This window comes from Microcoleus sp. BR0-C5 (assembly GCF_036705045.1).
GTDB lineage: Bacteria > Cyanobacteriota > Cyanobacteriia > Cyanobacteriales > Microcoleaceae > Microcoleus.
In genome coordinates, this window is the sequence record NZ_JAUBTR010000064.1 from 18,858 (window position 1) to 39,751 (window position 20,894).

General features: G+C 45.9%; 16 protein-coding genes. 5 read left to right on the plus strand and 11 right to left on the minus strand.

The window, feature by feature from the left end; genetic code table 11:
- Positions 1-14: 14 nt before the first annotated feature.
- The 3 genes from QUB08_RS24420 to QUB08_RS24430 form a co-directional block, all read right to left on the minus strand.
- Positions 15-1,103, minus strand: coding sequence for an ABC transporter ATP-binding protein (locus QUB08_RS24420; RefSeq protein ID WP_333227887.1), 1,089 nt, complete (start codon positions 1,101-1,103; stop codon positions 15-17).
- A gap of 294 nt (positions 1,104-1,397) precedes the next feature.
- Positions 1,398-2,456, minus strand: coding sequence for a spermidine/putrescine ABC transporter substrate-binding protein (locus QUB08_RS24425; protein ID WP_333227889.1), 1,059 nt, complete (start codon positions 2,454-2,456; stop codon positions 1,398-1,400).
- Positions 2,457-2,507: 51 nt separating this feature from the next.
- Positions 2,508-3,359: an ABC transporter permease gene (locus tag QUB08_RS24430; protein ID WP_333227891.1), complete on the minus strand. Its 852-nt coding sequence runs from the start codon at positions 3,357-3,359 to the stop codon at positions 2,508-2,510.
- A gap of 94 nt (positions 3,360-3,453) precedes the next feature.
- Between QUB08_RS24430 and QUB08_RS24435 the strand changes: the two genes are divergently transcribed.
- Positions 3,454-5,514 (plus strand): dynamin family protein, encoded by a 2,061-nt coding sequence (locus QUB08_RS24435; RefSeq protein ID WP_333227893.1) that lies wholly within the window; start codon positions 3,454-3,456, stop codon positions 5,512-5,514.
- Positions 5,515-5,549: 35 nt separating this feature from the next.
- On the opposite strand, the gene QUB08_RS24440 is transcribed toward QUB08_RS24435, so the two are convergent.
- A complete protein-coding gene (locus QUB08_RS24440) occupies positions 5,550-6,398 on the minus strand; it encodes an ABC transporter permease (protein WP_333150991.1) in 849 nt (282 codons plus the stop codon).
- Between the two features lie 101 nt (positions 6,399-6,499).
- On the opposite strand from QUB08_RS24440, the gene QUB08_RS24445 reads away from it, so the two are divergent.
- Positions 6,500-8,011 (plus strand): FAD-dependent oxidoreductase, encoded by a 1,512-nt coding sequence (locus QUB08_RS24445; RefSeq protein ID WP_333227895.1) that lies wholly within the window; start codon positions 6,500-6,502, stop codon positions 8,009-8,011.
- A gap of 331 nt (positions 8,012-8,342) precedes the next feature.
- On the opposite strand, the gene QUB08_RS24450 is transcribed toward QUB08_RS24445, so the two are convergent.
- The 5 genes from QUB08_RS24450 to QUB08_RS24470 all read right to left on the minus strand — a co-directional run bounded on the left by QUB08_RS24450 (position 8,343) and on the right by QUB08_RS24470 (position 15,335).
- On the minus strand, positions 8,343-11,156 hold the full coding sequence (locus QUB08_RS24450) for a chloride channel protein (protein WP_333227897.1): 2,814 nt from the start codon (positions 11,154-11,156) through the stop codon (positions 8,343-8,345).
- Between the two features lie 367 nt (positions 11,157-11,523).
- Positions 11,524-12,630 carry a GDSL-type esterase/lipase family protein gene (locus QUB08_RS24455; RefSeq protein ID WP_333227899.1) on the minus strand — a complete coding sequence of 369 codons (1,107 nt, stop codon included), beginning with the start codon at positions 12,628-12,630 and terminating at the stop codon, positions 11,524-11,526.
- Between the two features lie 6 nt (positions 12,631-12,636).
- A complete protein-coding gene (locus QUB08_RS24460; protein ID WP_333227901.1) occupies positions 12,637-13,932 on the minus strand; it encodes a TldD/PmbA family protein in 1,296 nt (431 codons plus the stop codon).
- A gap of 367 nt (positions 13,933-14,299) precedes the next feature.
- Complete coding sequence (locus QUB08_RS24465; RefSeq protein WP_333227903.1) at positions 14,300-15,160, minus strand: Tab2/Atab2 family RNA-binding protein; 861 nt, start codon at positions 15,158-15,160, stop codon at positions 14,300-14,302.
- Positions 15,161-15,176: 16 nt separating this feature from the next.
- Complete coding sequence (locus QUB08_RS24470) at positions 15,177-15,335, minus strand: hypothetical protein (RefSeq protein WP_333227905.1); 159 nt, start codon at positions 15,333-15,335, stop codon at positions 15,177-15,179.
- Positions 15,336-15,433: 98 nt separating this feature from the next.
- Here QUB08_RS24470 and QUB08_RS24475 point away from each other — a divergent pair, with 98 nt between their 5' ends.
- From QUB08_RS24475 to QUB08_RS24485, 3 genes are all read left to right on the plus strand, one after another.
- Positions 15,434-16,219, plus strand: a complete 786-nt coding sequence (locus QUB08_RS24475) for a nucleotidyltransferase domain-containing protein (protein WP_333227907.1) — start codon at positions 15,434-15,436, stop codon at positions 16,217-16,219.
- Positions 16,220-16,410: 191 nt separating this feature from the next.
- On the plus strand, positions 16,411-17,133 hold the full coding sequence (locus tag QUB08_RS24480) for a pyridoxine 5'-phosphate synthase (RefSeq protein WP_333227909.1): 723 nt from the start codon (positions 16,411-16,413) through the stop codon (positions 17,131-17,133).
- 733 nt (positions 17,134-17,866) lie between these two features.
- Positions 17,867-18,613 carry a hypothetical protein gene (locus QUB08_RS24485; protein ID WP_333227912.1) on the plus strand — a complete coding sequence of 249 codons (747 nt, stop codon included), beginning with the start codon at positions 17,867-17,869 and terminating at the stop codon, positions 18,611-18,613.
- Between the two features lie 91 nt (positions 18,614-18,704).
- Here QUB08_RS24485 and QUB08_RS24490 read toward each other — a convergent pair whose 3' ends face one another.
- Together QUB08_RS24490 and QUB08_RS24495 are read right to left on the minus strand one after the other, a co-directional pair.
- Entirely contained in the window at positions 18,705-19,727 is a 1,023-nt protein-coding gene (locus QUB08_RS24490) for a tetratricopeptide repeat protein (protein ID WP_333227914.1), read from the minus strand.
- A 351-nt stretch (positions 19,728-20,078) separates the two neighbouring features.
- Positions 20,079-20,441, minus strand: coding sequence for a hypothetical protein (locus QUB08_RS24495; RefSeq protein ID WP_333227916.1), 363 nt, complete (start codon positions 20,439-20,441; stop codon positions 20,079-20,081).
- Positions 20,442-20,894 lie beyond the last annotated feature (453 nt).

The following is a 20,894-nucleotide window of genomic DNA, read 5'->3' on the forward strand; positions in this document are numbered from 1 at the left end:
AGCCCGTTTGAGTGTCAAACAATGTAGATACTTTCCGGTGGCACTGCCACTCGAACGCTGTCGCCGACTTGGTGTCGCTGCAAGTCATCTCTGTGCAAGTTTTGTCGGCGAAGGGCGATCGAACTTGTAGCAGTCAACCGCACCGTATAGCGCGTATCAGTGCCAATATAAATAGCCTCTTCTACTATTCCCGGCCAGCTATTTTCATCGTCATAATTAGCCGGATAAATAGCAGCTTTTTCTGGCCGCAACACCAGGGTGACAACTTTCCCAGCGGGCATATCTTCTGCTGTCGCCACTAACACGGGCAACTGCTGGTCAACCAACACAATTATTTTACCGTTTTGCTTTTCTACTACTCGACCGCTTAAAAAATTACTGTCGCCAATAAAATCAGCAACAAACCGCGTTTTAGGATATTCATAAATATCAACAGGCGTGCCGACTTGTTGCAGTTTTCCTCCATCCATCACTGCAATTCTGTCCGACATTGTTAGCGCTTCTTCCTGATCGTGAGTTACATAAATAAACGTAATTCCCAATTTTTGCTGCATTTTTTTTAATTCTAATTGCATCTCTTTACGCAATTTTAAATCCAGCGCTCCTAGGGGTTCATCCAACAGCAAAACAGACGGCTGTTTGACTAATGCTCTTGCTAATGCTACTCGCTGCTGCTGTCCCCCTGACAGTTGGCGGGGATAGCGTTTTCCTACCTCGGTTAACTGTACTAATGCTAAGGCTTCAGCAACGCGATCGCGAATTGTTTTCTGAGGCAAATTCTCCATTTCCAACCCAAAAGCGACATTTTGTGCTAGTGTCATGTGCGGAAATAAAGCATAGTTTTGAAATACCGTATTTACTGGGCGGTGAAATGGCGGGCGATTTTGCATCGGTTGGCCGTGAATGTAAATTTCGCCCGCTGTGGGAATTTCAAAACCCGCGATCATTCGCAAAGTTGTAGTTTTGCCGCAGCCGGAAGGGCCGAGTAAAGAAAAGAATTCTCGATCGTAAATTTGCAGGTTGATGTTGTCTACAGCTAAGAAATCTTGACTACGGACACTTTTAAATATTTTGGAAACTTCTAAAACTTCAACGGCGTGCATTGTTATCTATCCTGCGAGGGTATTGTGCATTTGAATTTAATTTTTATGGGCGGGCTTGAAGCTCACCCCACAATAGTTTCAATACATAAAAATGTTTGAATTATATTCGCGCTAAGTTGTTGTGCATTTAAATGGCTGGTCAACAAATAATCAAATTCTTTATTGTGGGGTGGGCTTCTAGCCCGCCCGAATTATATCTAAGCTAATCAGCATTTAAATTGCTTGTCAATAAATAATTTAACTCTTGTGGTGTGGGCTTCTAGCCCGCCCCACAAGAGTTAAATGTGGAATAGCTTACTTTCCGGCTCCTGCTTTAACTTCCGTCCAAGCTCGATCGTACAATGCAGTCGCTTTCCCGACATCCTCCAATAATTTCATTTTGCCAAACACCTCAGCCGACGGGTAAATTTGAGGATTCTTCAAATCTTTTGCGTCGATTAAACCTTGATCGATTGCTGCTTTGTTGGGAGATCCGAAGTGGGTAAAATTGGAAATTTGGGCGCCTACTTCTGGCTGCAAAATAAAGTTAATAAATTTCTCTGCTAACTCTTTCTGGGGCGCACCTTTGGGAATAGCCATGTTGTCAGAAAAAATGATTGTTCCTTCTTTGGGAATAGCGTAACGGAGATTAGGATTTTCTGTCATCACTTGGAAAATATCACCGCTCCATTCCATTGTCAAATTTACTTCTCCTTGATCTAGCATATTTTGCCCGGTGTCGGGGACAAAAGCTGCAATGATATTTTTACTTTTAATCAGCAAATCGCGGGCTTTGTTAATCTCTTCGGGATTCGTTGTATTTGGGTCAAATCCTAAATACATTAAAACTCCTGCTAATGTATATCGGGCATCGTCTTGCCACGCGACTTTTCCGGTATATTTTGGGTCGAACATCACCGCCCAACTGTTAATTTCTCCCTGGACTGTTTTCACGTTGTAGCCAATTCCCATGGTTCCCCACTGGTAGGGCAGGGAATATTTATTTCCAGGGTCAAAAGCTTGATTGATAAACTTAGGTTCTAGGTTTTTTTGGTTCGGAATATTGTTTAAATTCAGCGGCTCAATTAGATTTTCGGCGATCATGATTTTCACCATGTAATCGGCGGGAAATATTAAGTCGTAACCGGGGTTTCCCTGTTTTAGTTTGGCATAGAGTGCGTCGCTGTTCTCGAAAGTGTCGTATTGAATTTTAACATTGTTCTCTTTCTCGAATTGGGCGATCGCTTCTGGGGCTATATAACTGGCATAATTGTAAATGCTGAGCACTTGTTGGTTGCCACCTGTGGGGCTACAGCCGAAAGCCACGGTTGCACTCATCACAAACAAAAGTAGGAAAGTCAGCAGGCGTTTCATAGGTTGTGTTAGTTGCAGACGACAATAATTATGACACAGAAAGCAATTTTTTTAACTTTTCTGAACTTTTAACGATGATACAACCAGCAACAAGGAAGCCAACAACATCAAAGTTGAAATGGCATTAATCGCTGGCGTAACTGCAAATTTTATCATGCCATAAACAAATAATGGCAGCGTCATGGAACCGACGCCGGTGGTAAAAAATGTCACGACAAAATCGTCCAGCGACAGAGTAAAAGCCAGGAGTGCCGCGCTAAAAATAGCGGGCCAAATCAGAGGGAGAGTGATGCGCCAAAAAGCCCGCCATTCGTTAGCGCCTAAGTCAAAAGCTGCTTGTTCTAATTGGGGATCTAGTTCCGCCAAACGCGCCCTGACAGTAATAGTCACAAAGGAAATATTAAAGACAATGTGACCTATAATTACGGTAGGTAAGCCGAGATTCAGGCGAATTCCTGTAAGATTTTCTACGATCCGAAATACTAGGGTAAAGAAAACTAGCAGCGAAATGCCGATCGTAATTTCGGGCATGATAATCGGCAAAAACAGTAAAGCTTCTACAGCTTTGCGCCCCGGAAAATGAAAGCGTTCGAGTGCTAGGGCGAGCATTGTACCAAAAATTGTCGCTAACACCGTCGAAATAGCTGCAATTAGCAAGCTGTTGTTGAGTGCTGTCCAGATTCCGGCGCTGCTACTCGTAGCAATCGTCGCGCCTGCATTGCTAAACAAACTGCGGTACCAATCGAGGGTAAAACCGCGCCAAACGGCATTGAATCTGGAGGCGTTAAAGGAGTAAATAATTAAGATGAGAATTGGCAAGTAAAGAAAGGCAAATGCTAGTGCAGCTTGTACCCAAAGCCACTTTTTGCCGATCGCCCGCACGAGCAAGTCTAGTTTAGTCATGAGTGATTAGTCATTAGTCATTTGGGCATCTTACCCTAAATTTAGATCGGTCAAGGTGATAAGATCGAATTAGACCTTACTCGAGGGAAGACCCATGAGCAGTCAAGAAAAAGCGGCTGGTTGGCTCCATAACTTGGATCGCCTTGTCAGAGTTCGCAACGAGATAGCAGCTTTGTTGGAGGATATCGCCCAAAATCTCACCCAAGCTGAATCACAAGCAGAAAATACATCTGGAAAACTAGGACTCTCTAAAGAGATTGAACGTCTCATCCAGCAAAGTAAAAATTTGCGCCAAGGAGTCTTTCGGTTTTTAGTATTAGGGGATATGAAGCGGGGAAAAAGTACATTTCTCAATGCTTTGCTAGGGCAGAATTTACTTCCCAGTGATGTCACTCCCTGTACTGCTTTGTTAACGGTGTTGAAATACGGTACTGCTGAGAAAGCGACGATTTACTATAACGATAGCAAACAACCAGAGGAAATAGATTTTCAGCAGTTTAAGCAGCGCTATACAATTGATCCAGAAGAAGCAAAAATTCTAGAGCGGGGTAAACAGCTAGCTTTTCCAGATATCAGTCATGCGGTGGTAGAACATCCGCTACCGCTGCTAGCCAAAGGTATCGAATTTGTGGACAGCCCGGGACTGAATGATACGGAAGCGCGAAACCAGCTTACTCTCGACTATATCTATAACTGTCACGCCATACTTTTTGTGTTGAGTGCGTCTCAACCTTGCACATTGGAGGAACGCCGCTATCTCCAGAATTACCTGAAAGACCGAGGTTTAACTATCTTCTTCATAGTCAATTCTTGGGATAGAATTCGAGAGGGACTTGTCGATCCAGAAGACACGGAGGCACTGCAAGTAGCAGAGGACAAACTGCGTCGAGTTTTCCAGACTAATCTGAGTGAATATTGTCAGGATCGGGGTCGGGATATTTATCAGCAGCGAGTATTTGAGATTTCTGCTCTCAATGCCTTGCGTAGTCGTTTGAAAAACTCAGAAGCTACTTTAGAAGGCACTGGCTTTGTCGAGTTTCTGGCGGCTCTCAATCATTTTCTGACTGGGGAACGAGCTGCTGCTGAACGGGAACAAGCAAGAGCGATCGCCCTTCAAGCTTGCAATCGCTTTCAAGCAGCAATCTCCCGCCGCATTCCTTTGTTAGATGAAACTGTCGATCAATTGAAAGAGAAAATTGATTCGATTCAGTCTGACTTCGCAAATTTGTCGGAAATTGGTAATCAATTTCAGCAAGAAATTAGAACGGTTCGCGAGCGAACTTCCCAGGAAATAGGCGATTCTTTCCGTACCTATATCCTGGATTTAGAGAACACCTTTGAAAAGGATTTTTTAAGCACTCAGCCCGATTTAGATTTCATGCAATTTCTCGACAAAAACAACCGGGCCATGTTCTATACCTCATTCAAACGAGCTTTCGAGCGATATATGAACGATCGCCTCGCGGCTTGGGAATTCATTGCCAAACAGAAGATAGCCTCTGCTTTCTCTGAACTTGAGGAAAAAGCAGCCGATTCTCGAATTGAATATGAACGAGTAGTAGAGGCTATGAATAAGAAGCTGTTAGGCTACCGATTCTACGCCGTCGGGCATAGCTACAAGCATGAAGAAAACTCGACTTGGGCTGAGGTGGCAATAGATATGTTTTCCTCGATTCCCGACAACCTCAACAGAGGTATCCATTCTTTCAATATGTTTTGGCAGAGTGTCTTGGCTTGTGTCATGGTGACGCTTGTGCTAAATATTATCGGTGTAGTTTTTGCCTCTTTAACTCTTTCAGTTTTGGGTGGAATTCTGGTAGTTACAGGTGTTGTAGCATTGCAAGCAGAGTATGTTCGCCAACAGTTCATTTCTGCGACTAAGACAGAGTTTGTCAAATATCTGCCACAAATCGCTGAAGAACAGTCGCAATATATTTATGAAGCAGTCAGGAAATGTTTTGATACTTACGAAGAACAGGTGTGCGATCGCGTGAATTCTGATATCAATTCTCGCAAAGCCGAGTTAGATAGTTTGCTCGCTCAAAAACAATCGCGAGAAATTGACATACTCGCTGAAACTAAACGTCTAAAAGACTTGGAAGCCGATATCTTGTCTCAATTGCAGCAAATTGAGTTGGTAGGTGGATTTCTTTAGCTAAAATCCAAGTAAGGTGCCCATTTCGCGCCTTACTATTGGGTTTCGTCAGACACGCGGAAGTAAATTAAAACCGGAATCAATATGATTACCGTCAACAGCATAGAAAGCGCCGATCCAAAAGGCCAATCGCGAGCTTTCATAAACTGATTTTGAATCAAATTTCCCACCATAACTGTTTTAGAACCACCTAATATATCCGGTGTGATGAAAGCGCCGACTGCTGGAACAAAAACTAAAATAGATCCGGCAACAATACCGCGAGTTGTTAATGGTAAAAATACGCGCCAAAAAGTACGAATATCATTTGCCCCTAAATCTTGAGCGGCTTCTACCAATGAAAAATTGAAGCGTTCTATGCTAGAATATAAAGGCAGAACCATGAAAGGTAAATAGCCGTAAATAAGACCGATCGCCACAGCGAAAGGCGTAAAAAGCAAATTTAACGGTTCGCTAATAATTTGCAAGCTTTGCAAGGCTGTGTTAACTACTCCTTCGCTACGCAGGAGTATGATCCAAGCGTAGGTTCTCACTAAAAAGTTAGTCCAAAATGGAATAATTACCAGCAAAAGCAAAGCATTTCGCCAGCGAGGAGAACGGGTGGCGATGAAGAATGCTAGGGGATAACCAACTAACAAGCAAGCGGCAGTTGTTAGAAAAGCCAGCCACAGCGATCGCCCAATTACTCCTAAGAAAAGTCCACTGAACAAACGCTGGTAGTTGCTGAGAGTAAATATCCAAGTAACACCGCCGTAAGTACCGCGTTCTAAGAAACTGTACAACAGTACAATTAGCACGGGCAAAATGAAGAAAACCATCAGCCATGCGGTAGCGGGAAATAAGAGCAGCAACAGGTTAGTCTGCTGGCGGTTTTTGACACTCATTATTCACTCAAGCCAAATTTAGCACATAATCCCACACATTTTATATCAAATCCGCATTTTATGAATTATGTCATCATGAATAAATTATCAAGAGGTACGCAATGTCAGCAGAATCGTCAACCCCCAAAATAGTCGTCGTCGGTGCAGGATGGGCCGGTTTAGGCGCTACCTATCACCTAGCCCAAGAAGGCTATGACGTAACTTTGTTAGAAGCAGGCCCTTATCCGGGTGGCTTAGTTGCAGGGTGGAAAACCGCCGGCGGGCGTTCCGTAGAAGCAGGCATTCATGGCTTCTGGTATCCCTACAAAAATATCTTTTCCTTAGTCAAGGAATTAGGGCTAGATCCCTTCACGCCTTGGACTCGTTCTTGTCAGTATTCACCAGCGGGATTGGAAGTAGAATCGCCGATTTTTCAGGACGAACCGCGCCTTCCTACACCGTTAGGAACCTTTCTTTACACCAGATTTAAAAGGCTGCCATTAGTCGATCGGCTTTCAGCGTTGCCCTTACTTTACGCCGTCCTAGATTTCGACAATTCCGACGAAGCTTGGCGCAGGTACGATCTCGTCACCGCCCGCGAACTATTCAAACAGTTTGGCGTTTCTGCAAGACTGTACCGCGATGCTTTTGAGCCAATGTTATTAGTAGGTTTATTTGCACCAGGAGAACAATGTTCTGCCGCCGCAGCTTTGGGAATGCTTTATTATTTCATATTAGCACACCAACCGGATTTTGATGTAGTTTGGTGTCGCGGAACAGTCGGAGAAAAAATATTTCGCCCGTGGGTCGATCGCCTGGAAAAACTCGGTGCAAAAGTATTGACAAAGCAGCGAGTTACTGATTTAATAGTTGACAGCAACAACCGAGCCACAGGCGTTGTTTGCGGCGAAGAAACCTTCGAGGCAGATGCAGTTATTTTTGCAGTTGGCGTCACGGGAATGCAAAAAATTATCAGCAGCAGCCCAGCTTTGCAAAATCGCAAAGAGTTCCGAGACGCGATGAATTTGGGTGCAGTTGACGTGTTAGCTGTTCGCCTGTGGTTTGACAGAAAAATTGACATCCCCCTGCCTTCTAATGCCTGTTTTGGATTTAGTTCAACTACTGGTTGGACGTTTTTTGATTTGAATGCTTTGCACGACGAATTTCGAGACGAACCGGGAACAGTTGTCGAAGCTGACTTTTATCACGCAAATCAATTAATTCCCCTGAAAGACGAGGAAATAGTTTCCTTAGTTCAGCGGGATTTAGCGACTTGCATCCCCGCTTTTCGGGAGGCAAAAGTAATTGACAGCAGCGCGATTAGGCTGTCGCGGGCAGTGACGCATTTTGCCCCTGGCAGCTATCAATATTTGTTGCCAGCAGTAACAAGTTATGATAATGTATTTATGAGCGGCGATTGGGTTGTGACCCGCCACGGTTCTTGGTCGCAGGAAAAAGCTTATGTTACTGGTTTGGAAGCGGCAAATTTGGTAATTTCGCGTTTCGGAATCGGAAACAAAGCGGCAATTATTCCCGTGGAAGCTGACGAACCGCACATTCAAATCGGGAGAAAGATTAATCAGTTTACTCGCACTTTGACTAAAACTTTCATTCCCGATTTTTGGCTACCATAAGAAGAAGGAAATTCGCCAACGCATTTAACAGATATCTTGCACCATTCTCAATTAGCCGTAGGGGCGGGTTCGCCAACAGCCTTAAAGCTTGCAAATAGGTTCTATAAACCCGCCCGACCCCACGAAAAATCCTCTTATTGATATTGCTGCAAGATGTCAGATTTAACAGATGTTAGGAAGAAGGGGGATTCCCGTCTGGTTAGCTAAGGATCGCGAATTAAATAACTTACAATTTTAATTGTTATTGTGGGATGGGCGTCCCGCCCGTCCTTTTTGGACGGGCGGGACGCCCATCCCACTTTCAAGAGTGGAAGTTATTTAATTATCATTCCTAAGAGGCCGATCGCACTAAAATGACTGTACAGTCGCACCCGCGCGCCACAGCTTCCGGGATATTCCCGTGAATCACCTGCTTCAGCAGCCCTTCACGGCTCGCTCCCAGGACGATCGCATCGCACTGATCGTTCTGAGCCAAATCAATTAAAGCATCAGAAACCGATTTAGCGCAAACCGAAGTCGCTATTATCGAACAGCTAACCCGGCGCTTGATAAACTCCGCCGCTTGCTTTAATTCTCCGCGATCGGGTTCTGCAACAGAAGGCTGATGAACCTGACACAATTTAATCTCCGGTACAGCACTAGCAGCCACCAAAGCAGGTAGCAGCCGCAAAGCCGCAGCTTGCTTGTAACTGCCACGAATAGGCACCAACCAGCGGTGCAAACCCATCAGCGTGTGCAGCCCCAATTCTGGCCCTGGAATGTCTGAATTCGGCGGGGAAAGTTCCGTCTCTGGAGTTGCTGATGAATCTGAGGATCTCGCCAATGCGGGATTATCTGCACCATCAACTCCTTCGGGATTTAACTCCCATTCTATAGACGTATATTTTCGCCCGCTAAAAGTTGCAGAAAACTCATTTTTCTTGCGTGTTGCTAATAGTTTTTCGCTCCACTTCACCAAAATAACCTCGCAGCCTGCTTGCCGAATTACGGTATCCACCACATCGCCAAAAATGCGTCCTTTTGTGGAAAATTCGCCTTGCCAGCCCATCAAAATTGAATCGATATGTCGCTCCTTTATTGTCTCCAAAATCGCGTTAGGCACGTCGTGAGCTACCCGTATTTGGGTGTGTATCGGCAAGTTCCAATTGCGAATTATTCGCTCGGCTTGTTGTAGCAGGCGGCGGCTTTTGGTTGTCCGCACTGCGCTTTCTGAGGGGGAACTGTTGCGCGGTACTATGATGATTTGCAGGCATTCTAATTCGTAATTACGATCGCGCGCAATGGCCGCCGCCAGCCGCAGCAAAGCGGGTGCTGTTTGGGGATTGGAAAGCGGCACTAATAAGCGGCCGTTTCCGACTTGCGGAGCCCTGGTTTGATAGACAATATATGAAGGTTCTGGATGCGGGCCCTGGGTGGTTTCTCCGCTGAGGCGATCGGATTCAACTCGGATAATGTCGCTGCGGGTAATAATCCCCACCAAACGCCGACCTTCTATGACTGGCAAGCGGCTGATATTGTAGTTGTTGAGCCTGTACAATACCTCGCTTAAAGTATCCCTTGCTCTGACTGCGATCGGCTGTACAGTCATAAATTCTTTAAGCAGGGAGTTGCCGGACAAATTGCGCCCGCTGGCATTTGCCAAATCGGTTTGACTGACAATTCCCACTAATTTGCCATCTTCAACTACTGGAAATCCTCGGTGGTGCGATCGCGAAAATGCCTGCATCACTTCATCGAAAGTCAGCAGACTCGAAAGAGTTTCAACTCGGCGCTGCATCACGTCATCTGCGTGCAAGTCGCTCAAAGTATTGCTCGCAGCTTTTGCCTTTGTCAGTTGAATGCCGTTAAACTCCAAAAGGCGATCGTACAAAGAGCCACTGTCCACCTTTTCCGCGACCAAATAAGCAACTACAGAACAGATCATCAAAGGCAGCACTAATTTGAAATCCGCCGTAATTTCAAACACAATCACTACCGCAGTAATCGGCGCCCTAGAAACCGCGCAAAAAAACGCTCCCATTCCCGCCAAAGCGTAAGTTACAGGCAAACCGACACCCAGGGAATCTGCCTGCACAATGCCCACCATGTGACCGAGTGCAGAACCGAGAACTAGGGCAGGAGAAAACAATCCTCCCGGAGCTCCAGAAGCAGCGGAAATAATTGTCAGAAAAAAGTGAGCTACAAAAGCAATTAAACTTGTTATCCCGCTTGCTTCGCCCGTCAGCATAAACTCCCGTAAACCCGTATTATCGCGGAAAGTTGCTGGAAGAAAAGCTATTACTGAACCGCAGATTAGACCAGCTAGAGCCATTCGCACAGGCAAAGCTAATTTGAGAGATCGCCTGTTAAATTGCAAGCTAGCAATAATCCCTTTGGTGAACAAAGCTCCCAGCAATCCCGCTAAAACTCCTAACAGTATATAAAACGGAATTTCCTGAGCATCAAAACTGGTTTGGTACTCGCGAAGGTTCAAATTTAAACTATCGCCGCCCAAAAGCTGCGAGACAACTGCACCGATAAATGAAGCAATAATTGCAGTCCCTAAAGTCAATCCCGAAACGTCGTGCAGCAGTTCTTCAACTACAAACAAAACTCCTGCAATCGGGGCATTGAAACCAGCAGCCAATCCCGCAGCAGCACCGCAAGCAATCAATTGTCGGCGGTAGTCTGGAGAAGTTGGCATCAAGTGACCTATCCAGCCAGCCAAAGATGCTCCTATTTGCACAGTCGGGCCTTGCCTGCCTAAAGTTAAACCGGAACCAACTGCTAAAATAGTCGTCAGAAGTTTGGCGACAGCTACTCGCAAATCTAAGGAAAGATTGACTCCGCCGAGAGCAGCTTTGACGTGAGGAATGCCGCTCCCGGCAGTTTCGGGAGCAAAACGCTCAACCAAGAAACCTGTCAGCAACCCGCCCAATAAACCGACGGCGGGCAGTAATATCCAAGCTGGAATTACTGTCGAGGTAGCAACTCGCCAACTGCCGAGCCATCCGACTCCTGACTTTAGCAAAACGCCTGCCAGTCCTGCCACCAAGCCGATCAGACAAGCTTCAAAAATAGCGAGGCGTTTCGGCCGTAAAAACAGTTGAGATTTGATGACCCTGGAAGGTTCCCTAAATTGTTTAGGGATAGTTATGTACGGCATAAATAGCGTAGATGACCTGAGAATTGTCTGCTCGATCGCACTTTAGCGAAAAATCCTTCGATACTTACCTAAAATCTGCTGTAATTCCGATGCTACCGGATTTGATATCAATCTGCGATTTTTTTTACTTTATAGCCTCCACCAGTGTTTTTAAATCCGGCACTTCTAAATCAGGCTGGCCCCTGGCCGGCCGTGTCGCGCAAAATCCTGTTTTTTCGTGTCTGCGATTTACCCAAATCTATCTCGTGACTTGACAGCAATTGTCTCAAGGCTAGCAGTATTCCCCTTTCCCCATCTCTCAGAGTGCCGTAGCAGTCAAAACTCACTACTGAAAATTGATTAAATTCAAGCATAGTTAGCTCCGAGTTTAGGGTTGATATTCCGCAAAAATTTCAATTTTTCCGACAATATTTTGATTGAATTGAGCCAATTCTTCGGCCGGAATCCAATATTCTTGGTGAATCGAACTGCCCACATTTTGAACTGGATATTTTTTTAAGAATTCTGTCGCCACCCGAAAGCGCGTGACATAGCCGAAATATCCCGATGCTGCATCTCTTGTATTCCAATCTCTCGCGATTTGTATGGCATAGGCTTTGTGAAGTACGGGATAAAAAGTAGGCTGAAAGGATAAGCGTGGCGGAAATGCCAGAAAATCGCTTTCTTTAATCAGTTCCATTTCTTTTTTGCCGACGGCTCGGAACAGCGTTACTGTCTCTTGATCTGATATATTGATATTTTTAAACCACGCTTTCCAACCGTCCCAATTGTGAACTATTTTCGCCAATTCAGCGTAACCGGCGGCGCGGGGATGGGAAACGTCATTTTCCGTAAGTTCTTTATGCCAAATTTCCGAGTTTTGCAGCGGGGTGCAAACATCTAAATAAGGCACATTTAACTCGTTGCAAACTTGGGAAAACTGTTCAGATAAGTTGGCAATCCGCCTTGTGCGATCGGCATCGATAACTGGCGGTGGCCCTACCATTAATACTGGAAATATTTCTTGGGCTGACGTGAGAATACAGCGAGCATTTTCAATTGATTTTTCAACTTCTATGCGATTTTTTTCGTTTTCTCGGTAAGTGTCGTTGACGCCAAAGGAAAATACTATTCTGCCATCGCCGTAGTGAGGTAAGCGGCGAGAAACTTCGTTGAACCAACGAGTTTCTATATCGGCACTGGTTTCTCCCCTTATTCCTAAATTGTAGTAGGTAATATCGTGTCCTTGTCCGCAAGCGGCCGCGCAAATCCGTCCTGTCCAACCGAGACATTTGGGATCGCAAGTACCGTTTACAAAAGAATCGCCGATAAAACAAATACGCATATTATGTATGGGAAGTGGGAATTGTTGACTGTTGACTGTTGACTGTTGACTGTTGACTGTTGATTGATGATTGATGATTGATGACAACTGACTACTAACAACTGCCAACTTCCAACTGACTACTAACAACTGCCAACTGTCAACTACCAACTAACTTTAATTCTTGCCGATGACGGACAATCCTTCTACAATTAGAGACGGTGTTTGGCAAGAACCGTTCCACTCGGAGTCTCCTCCCAATTCTACCAATTGTTTGAGGACGTTGTAGACATTGCCAGCTACCATTGTGTCTTTGATTCGGCCGACTATTTGACCTTTTTTGACTCGGTAGCCGAGATCGACATTAATTGAAAAATCGCCGGAAATTCCAGCACTGCCGCCAAGCATTTGATCTACTACAATTCCGTCGTCTAATTTAGCGATTAAATCGATTAGCGAAAGCGAACCTGGCTTAATCAAAATATTGAACAAACTCGGCGTGGGATAGCTGCCCAAACCAGGGCGAAATCCGTTGCCGGTGGTGCCACTGCCCAAGGCTCGACCGGTGGTGCGATCGGTATAAAATAGCTGCAACACTCCGCTGTTGATAAAGACGATCGCCCGAGTGGGAGTGCCTTCGTCGTCAAAAGGACAGCTATAGGGCCCGATATCCGGCTGCTGCGAGAGGGTGACAAGCGGCGATGTCACTTGTTGGCCTAATCGATCGTTCCAAGGTGAAGCGCCTTCGAGTACCTGTTTGCCGTTCAACGCCGCACAGACAGTCCCCCACAGCAAATCGGCGGCTTTGGCTGTAAATAGCACCGGCACGCGGCCCGTGGGGGGGGCTACATTGTCTTTCGCCCATTCTAAACGCTGCAAAACCCGCTTGGCGCTGGTGTTTAAGTCGAGGGTGCCGCGTTCGGTTTCGCCTTCCCAAATGTTGAGGAAATCTTCGCCCCGCACTAATTCTGCTGATAAGTAACCGCTGAGGGTGGTGTCGGTGTGACTCGAATCCAAGCCTCTGGTGTTCAGCAAGCGGGTGCTCTCGATTTCGCAGTCGAGTTCGGCGGTGCAGAGGCTTTCTGGATAGGCTTCGCGGACGATCGCGATCGCCTCTTTGCCCCAGTTTACTAGCTGTTCGGCCGGCACCGACACTCCGCGATCGGGATAAACAACTTTCTCACCGGTGCCAAGTTCGATGGTTTCCGGTTCGTTAAGTTGCGAAAGTGCGATCGCCCTGTCCACCAAAATTTGCAGTTCCACAGGCCCGTAAGCCACCGCCAAACCCGGCCGCCCATCCCGCCACAGCCGCAGTGCAATGCCTTCTGCTTGGGCGGTTTCTAGCTGTTTGAGGCGGTTTGCTTCAAAAAAGACCGGCCGCGAGAGCGATTGCGATTCCAACACCTCAGCAGCTTCTGCACCTGCTTTGGTGGCTAGTTCTAACAGTTGTTCTGCTGATTGCTGATTGGTCATTGTTGTCGGTGGTTGGTAATTAGTCAGTTGGCAGTTGGCAGTTGGCAGTTGGCAGTTGGCAGTTGGCAGTTGGCAGTTGTCAGTTGGCAGTTGGCAGTTGGCATTAGTCAGTAGTTATTAGTTATAGCCTTTCTCAGTAACATGAGATGTTCGTAGAGCATAGGCCTCGCGGGTCTTGGACTGAAAAGCATACCTCAATTATTTGAGAACCGCTATATGAGTTATTCGTTATTGGTCAATCTAGCTGTTAACGCTAGACTAAATAACGGTAGATTATTAACTGCTACTAACAACTGACTACTAACAACTAACAACTGACTACTAACAACTAACAACTGACTGATGACTAATGACTAATGACTAATGACTAAATACTTAGTTCGTGCAGCAGCCAAAATCCTGCAAAAGATTCCGATTCGGAATTCGACTGAATTGCTAAGAAATGTACTTTTTTTGCTTGCTTTTTAGCAGCTTCAAATCCTTTCGCTTCTTTCTCAGTTGCTGCGTCTCTGAGATTAGCTAAAATCCAGCGATCATTAGCTCCCGTATCTAATACCAGCCTAGCGGGTGGGCCGCTCTCAAATTTCAGAAAAGCCAACTCCAAACCCGACATCCAACCTGCCAGGGCTGTTGCTCTCGACGAGTAGATAATGAGTCCCGGAATTTGCGTTTCTGGGGCGAGGCGTGTCATCGGCAGTCCGAAAGCTTCGCCAAATCCGATATCCCACTCGGACATTTCGTCAAAAGCTGCGATCGGCAAACTCACAAACGTCCATTTTTCGCCCATTAAAGCATCCGGCAGCGCAACTGGCGTTTCGGGTATAAATTGAACGCTCGGGTTCACAACCGGTTGATAGCCCGCTTCGGCGGGATAAACGTCTTGCATCCGTTCTTCCAGCCACAGGCTAAGGGCAAGGGTGCGGCGGCTGCAGGCGGCTGGAATGTCCAAGTCCTCGCAGGCTTTGGTAATCATGTTCGCCATTTGGCGGCGGAAAAAGCGGATTTTTTCAGGTCGTTTCGGTGCTGCGGCGATCGCATCTTTAATAGCACCCGCCAGCCACAGGGAATTCACGGTAGAACTGGAGCAGAATTGCGAGTAGCGAAACAGAGATTCGGCCTTGTCGCCTACATTCAGCGGGCTTTCGCAGATCAACACTTCCCATTTTTTTTTCTCTCGCTCGTCTATGATTGGACGGCTGTAAAAGTCGAGTTCCCAAATAGTAGCCATGCCGCGCTGTTAAAAATTAATCCTTTCTCATGTTACCGGACAGCGGGCAAGTTTCTGATTCTGACCATATAAGGCTGATTTTCACTTTCAAGGGCGATCGCACTTTCCCAAAGATTGTGGCTTTCCCTTGCAGCTTCCCGTGTAATTTTTGGCCGCCGTGCACAACCGGACGCATTAGCAACTCTTCGGAGAACTGTCGCGGAGCAATCTCAACCCGCGATCGTTTGTTAAACTTGTGCAAGCCAGGGAAAACAAACAGTATAGCTTGATTTCATGAGACAAATCATTCTCGAAAAGATTGTTTCTACCTTACAACCTTTAGATTTTGTTCTCGCTTTATGGCAAGGAGGTTCCGCAGCCCACGGATACACCGACGAGTGGTCAGACCTCGATATTGCCGTTGTGGTTGAAGATAACTGCGTGGAAGAAACATTTGAGATTGTTGAACAAACCCTCGCAGAAATTGGCGAGATAGAACTCAAATATCGAGTTCCCGAACCCGCTTGGCACGGTCAATCGCAGTGCTTCTGGCGGCTGAAAGAAACCCCGCCCTTCTTGCTAATTGATTTCGCCGTTTTCCGGCGCAGCAGCCGCAACGATTTCCTGGAAATAGAGAGACACGGCAAAGTGCCGATCGCTTTTGACAAAGTTAATCTAATTGTACCCCCGCTTTTGGATAAAAACCAGCATTTATCCCAAATGCAAACCCGATTCAACGAAATTAAAATCCGTTTCGATTTACTGCAACCTCTGGTAAAGAAAGAGATTTATCGCGGACATTTAGTAGATGCGATCGGCAACTATCACAATTGGACGCTTCTACCCTTAGTCGAACTGTTGGGCATGATTTACCGTCCCCACAGATACGACTTTGAACTAAAATATTTCACCCGAGATTTTCCGCCCGAAATAGTCGATCGCATCACACCGCTTTTCTGCATTGCCAATCTTGAAGATTTGGCAGCAAAACAGCAGATAGCTGAAGCTTTTTTTGGAGAAAGTTTACCGCTTGCAGAAGCTAAGTTTTCCTCTGACAATGCCCTAACACTACCGCCCTAGGCTCAAAGTTTCGTCCCGAAAGCGATTAATATAGTATTATCAACTTATATCTTGCACCATTGTCAATACTCCTTTTTTGAACAGGCTCTCCGGCCTGTTCCACAGGAAAATCTACTCTTTGTGGAACGGGCATCTTGCCCGTTCTTGAGAAAGATGCAAGATGTGATCTCAACTTTAAAGATTAACATCCCATGACAAAACTCAGCGTCAACATTAACAGAATCGCCCTCCTCAGAAACTCTCGAAACATCGGTATCCCCAGCGTTACGGAAGCCGCAAAAACAGTAATTGCTGCTGGAGCTCACGGCGTTACAGTCCATCCCCGCCCCGACGAAAGGCATATCAAAGCCGCCGATGTTTACGAATTAGCCAAAATGCTAACCGTTGAGTTCAACATCGAAGGAAATCCGTTTCAGCCGCCATTTATGGATATAGTTTGCGACGTAAAACCGGCTCAGTGTACCTTGGTGCCAGACGCTCCTGACGTGCTAACATCCGATAGCGGTTGGAATATTCCCGAAAATCGCGATCGGCTCTTACCAATCATTGAAAAATTAAAAGACAATGGTATCAGAGTCAGCTTGTTTATGGACGCAGATGCTGCTCTCATGCCGCTAGCAAAAGAAGTTGGAGCAGACAGAGTAGAACTGTACACGGAACCCTACGCAACTGCTTTTCGCGAAGGTAGAGTTGAATCTGTTTTTCAACAATATGTCTTAGCAGCTAAAGCGGCTCAATCAGCAGGTTTAGGGGTGAATGCCGGACATGATTTAAATTTGCAAAACTTAGCTAAATTTTGCTCGATTCCTGATATACTAGAAGTATCAATTGGTCATGCTTTAATAGCGGAATCGCTAGAAATGGGGTTATCCAACACAGTACAAGCTTACCTAAAAATCCTGGCAGGTTCGTAGTACCAATTAACCTCGTGTGGTAGGGCGGATTTGGTAGTGATAAACTCGTTTTTCTCAGACAGAATAACTCAATCCGCCCTACAAAGATACAGTATCAAAACTTACGTAGAAAAGGGTTGGACACGCTACAAATATGGTAAGGTGGAGGTCGCAGCGCCCTAGATAATTAGGCGATCGTCAATCGATTTTAGATTTTGGATTTTAGATTTTAGATTGTAGATTAAAGAATTGAAGTATTGACCCCACTGATAAATACGTTCGGCAAGTTTCATCGGATACAGGTTTTTTATTTCTGGACGGATGAATCCGGGGGCTTTTATCCTGGATGCTTTCGGTCAACAATGAAGTAACACTAGGGTTGTAACCCCCTGCAGGTGCTAGCCGTTTTCCAGTAGCAAGGCAGAGCCACAATCCAAGACACCGCGTTTTTTGGGTGTGGGCATTTTTTTGAGCAAGCTCCTCGGAAAAAGCTTTAATTTTCTTCGACTAAATTAGTAAGATTCTATGATGATATTATAGCTAGGGAGTATCATTGAAATGCCCCGACAAACTGAGGCTACTACTTAGCTCCCGCACTGCCAATTTGCTACCAGCAGGTTTTGTGCAAGTACGGGATATTTACGTGTATCCTATATCCTCCTGTAGCCTCTGTGCGATCGCCCGATTTAATCCGGTGAAAACAGGCAAACACAAGTAACCATATACAATTCCTTACCCCCCTCGGAAGTGCGACATGAAAAAACTAATTTTACTGACTGGAATGCTACTCATGATGGCGGCAAAATCAGTATTTGCCAGCCCAGTAGCCCCAAAAATTGCACCGAGCGAGCTGATGGCTGCCTCGGAAATTACAGAAACCCTTAACAAACCCGTTACCTCTGAATCAGTTCCCAACCTCGAACCGATCAAGCGAATGTCAACCTCGGAAATCCGAGAAACCATCAACCAACCCACCACCTATATTTTTGAAGGCGTCAAAGGACGAGAACTCACTCTCTCCCTGTGGGCGGGACAACTGACAGCCGAACTGTACAGTCCCAATGGTGAAAATATGGGGGTTATTGAAAAATCAGACAATCAGTGGATTGGCCAGTTGCCAGAGTCAGGCATCTATCGCGTGCGAGTTACCCCGAAAGGTGAAACCACCAGCTTCGTACTCGGACGCGACTTTAACGCCAAGTGGACTTATAGGCCCGATCGCGCAATTCCCATAGCATTCAAGGAAAAACAAGCCACAGTCAAACTCAAAATGTCCGGCTACCAAATCCAGCCTATCACCGTTCAAGGCCAGCAGGGACAGACAATTAGGGTGACAGCTAGCAACAAAAATCTAGATCTGGCGATCGAATCTCCGAAGGGAGAACTCCTGGATCAAGGCGAAGGTCAAACTTTTGCTCAACTCCCCGAGTCCGGCACTTACCGGGTAATCGTAGTTGCCAAGAGGCCGGTCAAGTCCTCAATCCGAGTTTCTGTGCAATAGCAAAGATTGTACAAATACTCTTGAGGGCGATCGAATTTGCGCTGCCCAAAAAAACAGCTCGCCAATTGGGCGAGCTGTTTTTTGCGTAAAATCAACCTTGGATGAGCGCTTCAAAACGTTCTTGTTTCCAAATGCAGCTTAAATCCGGGTCAGCTAAAGCTAGCTCTCGGTATAAATTAGGGATAAACTCAACAGCCCGCTGCAAATTGTCAAGGGCTAAATCAGCAAATCCCAGTAGCGCATAACAGCAAGCTTTATTGTAAAAAGCATTAGCAAAATCAGGAGTTATTTCTAAGACTGTTTCGTAGCAAGCAATCGCCTCAGAGTAGCAGCCTTTTCGCGCCAATTCCACACCCCGGTTGTACCAAATCAAATAATCTTCAAAGGGACGCTCAGATGTGGGAGTAAACTTGGCATTTCTCTGATTTAAACCTACTAATTTCTCCAAAGCAACTCTCCGTTCGCCCACAGCATCGGCTCTGCCCGGTTGTAGAGCGATCGATCGGCTAAAACTAGCTACTGCTTGTTTGTAAAGTCCCATAGAGTTTGCAGCTATACCGCGATTGTACCAAGCCTTCGCATCGTCAGGCTTAAACTCGATCGCCCGGTCAAAACTGTTGAGCGCCTGATAGTAAAGCTTGAGTTCCAACAGGGCATTACCTCGGTTGTACCATGCCCAAGCAGCCTCCGGATACAAATTTAAAGAGCGATCGAAACTCCGAACCGCCTTCTCGTAAAGCCCCATATCGATCAGCGTCAGTCCCCGGTTATGCCAAATACTCGCGGCGCACGGACTGAACTCCAAAGCCCGGTCAAAACTGTTGAGAGCCTCCAAAGGGCGCCCCAACTTTCCTAAAGCAATAGCCCGGTTGTGCCAGCCAAAGCTCGCATTCGGCTCCACCGCCAAGGCCTCATCAAAACTCTTCAGCGCCTCTAAGTGCCGTTCTAATTTCCCCAGAGCCATACCTCGGCCGAACCAAGCCTTATAATGATCTGATTGCAACTTCAAAGCTCTGTTAAAGTTCGCCAGAGCACCATGATCATCGTTAGCTTCGAGGTGGCGCGAACCTAGATGGTAATACCAAGCCGCTTCCAAGTTTTGAATTAGGTTCATAATATTTTGTATCTATCTTAGGGATGATTCTACATGAAATCATACCTGGAATAAAACTGTAATTCCACTAAAAATCTGAAAAATTTGATACAGGGCGATCGCCCGTACACACTGCCACTAACAACCTCAACAATTAGCCGTTGATACTAACTATTTTTCTCTCGTAAAAAGCTCTTTTAGCTAACCGCACTCATCGTTTTTTAGAGCTGCTGCGAATCTCAAATCAGCCTGAATCACGCCACTATTACCGCATCTTGAATTAGGTTTGCAGTTACACAAAGAGTCCTAGGGCGCCCCAAGTCTAACTGCAAATCTCCTAGTGCTAATAGCTTCTACTTCTGGTTGCCCAATTCAAGCAACCACAACCGCTGTTTTAGCATTCTCACTCAACATCAACTGGCCTGTTGCATCAATACTAAAATCTTTCCCCAGCAGAAAACCCTTGCCCATCAAGCGCTGGCAAACAACCAGCGCAGTAATCCGGCGAATTTCTTCCATCACGTCAGCAGGAATCAAATAACTCAAACTCCAGATTACGGACTCGCAGTCATACCAAATCAAACGCTCAATACTGACAATCATCAAAGCAGCTAAACTGTCAACAGACACCCGCCCTCTGAGATCCGCAATCAAATCCTTACCAATTAAACTATTGCGAGTCATCATCGCTCTAGCCATCTTCCCAATTTCTTGTTCGAGTTCTAAATGATTCATGCTTGGCACTGGCTTTTATGTTTTTAAAGCACTACTAAAAGTAAAAACAGTAGCCGCTACCAGGCTCTGCCCTAGCGTAGCTGACGCAGGCTCTACCGTAACTCCTTTTAACAAAGTATACCTAAAGAAAGATCCAAAATGTATCTAAAGACAGATACCAAAATATTTTTTTTTGACTGAATTCGCTCTGCGAAGCCCTAGAAGACTTACTGGCAGCAGCGAATGAGCGCATTTTTGCCCGCCGAGGCCCTGGGTCTACTCTCGCTTGAGTGTTTTGAACCCAATCCAGCGGGTCAAATATGCGAGCTTCTTGAAGCTGACTACCGGGGTGTAACGACCAGCACGTCGCTTTCGCGATCGGCGATACTATCTTTACTTGTATCCCACATTCCGCAGGTCTTTAAATAGAATTGATGGTTATAAAATTTAAAAATTCAAGCCTGAAGAGATTAC

Bases quoted from the DNA above. Each gene is read 5' to 3' on its own strand.
- QUB08_RS24420 (WP_333227887.1), bottom strand. From the start codon at position 1,103: ATGCACGCCGTTGAAGTTTTAGAAGTTTCCAAAATATTTAAAAGTGTC.
- QUB08_RS24425 (WP_333227889.1), bottom strand. From the start codon at position 2,456: ATGAAACGCCTGCTGACTTTCCTACTTTTGTTTGTGATGAGTGCAACC.
- QUB08_RS24430 (WP_333227891.1), bottom strand. From the start codon at position 3,359: ATGACTAAACTAGACTTGCTCGTGCGGGCGATCGGCAAAAAGTGGCTT.
- QUB08_RS24435 (WP_333227893.1), top strand. From the start codon at position 3,454: ATGAGCAGTCAAGAAAAAGCGGCTGGTTGGCTCCATAACTTGGATCGC.
- QUB08_RS24440 (WP_333150991.1), bottom strand. From the start codon at position 6,398: ATGAGTGTCAAAAACCGCCAGCAGACTAACCTGTTGCTGCTCTTATTT.
- QUB08_RS24445 (WP_333227895.1), top strand. From the start codon at position 6,500: ATGTCAGCAGAATCGTCAACCCCCAAAATAGTCGTCGTCGGTGCAGGA.
- QUB08_RS24450 (WP_333227897.1), bottom strand. From the start codon at position 11,156: ATGCCGTACATAACTATCCCTAAACAATTTAGGGAACCTTCCAGGGTC.
- QUB08_RS24460 (WP_333227901.1), bottom strand. From the start codon at position 13,932: ATGACCAATCAGCAATCAGCAGAACAACTGTTAGAACTAGCCACCAAA.
- QUB08_RS24465 (WP_333227903.1), bottom strand. From the start codon at position 15,160: ATGGCTACTATTTGGGAACTCGACTTTTACAGCCGTCCAATCATAGAC.
- QUB08_RS24470 (WP_333227905.1), bottom strand. From the start codon at position 15,335: ATGCGTCCGGTTGTGCACGGCGGCCAAAAATTACACGGGAAGCTGCAA.
- QUB08_RS24475 (WP_333227907.1), top strand. From the start codon at position 15,434: ATGAGACAAATCATTCTCGAAAAGATTGTTTCTACCTTACAACCTTTA.
- QUB08_RS24480 (WP_333227909.1), top strand. From the start codon at position 16,411: ATGACAAAACTCAGCGTCAACATTAACAGAATCGCCCTCCTCAGAAAC.
- QUB08_RS24485 (WP_333227912.1), top strand. From the start codon at position 17,867: ATGAAAAAACTAATTTTACTGACTGGAATGCTACTCATGATGGCGGCA.
- QUB08_RS24490 (WP_333227914.1), bottom strand. From the start codon at position 19,727: ATGAACCTAATTCAAAACTTGGAAGCGGCTTGGTATTACCATCTAGGT.
- QUB08_RS24495 (WP_333227916.1), bottom strand. From the start codon at position 20,441: ATGAATCATTTAGAACTCGAACAAGAAATTGGGAAGATGGCTAGAGCG.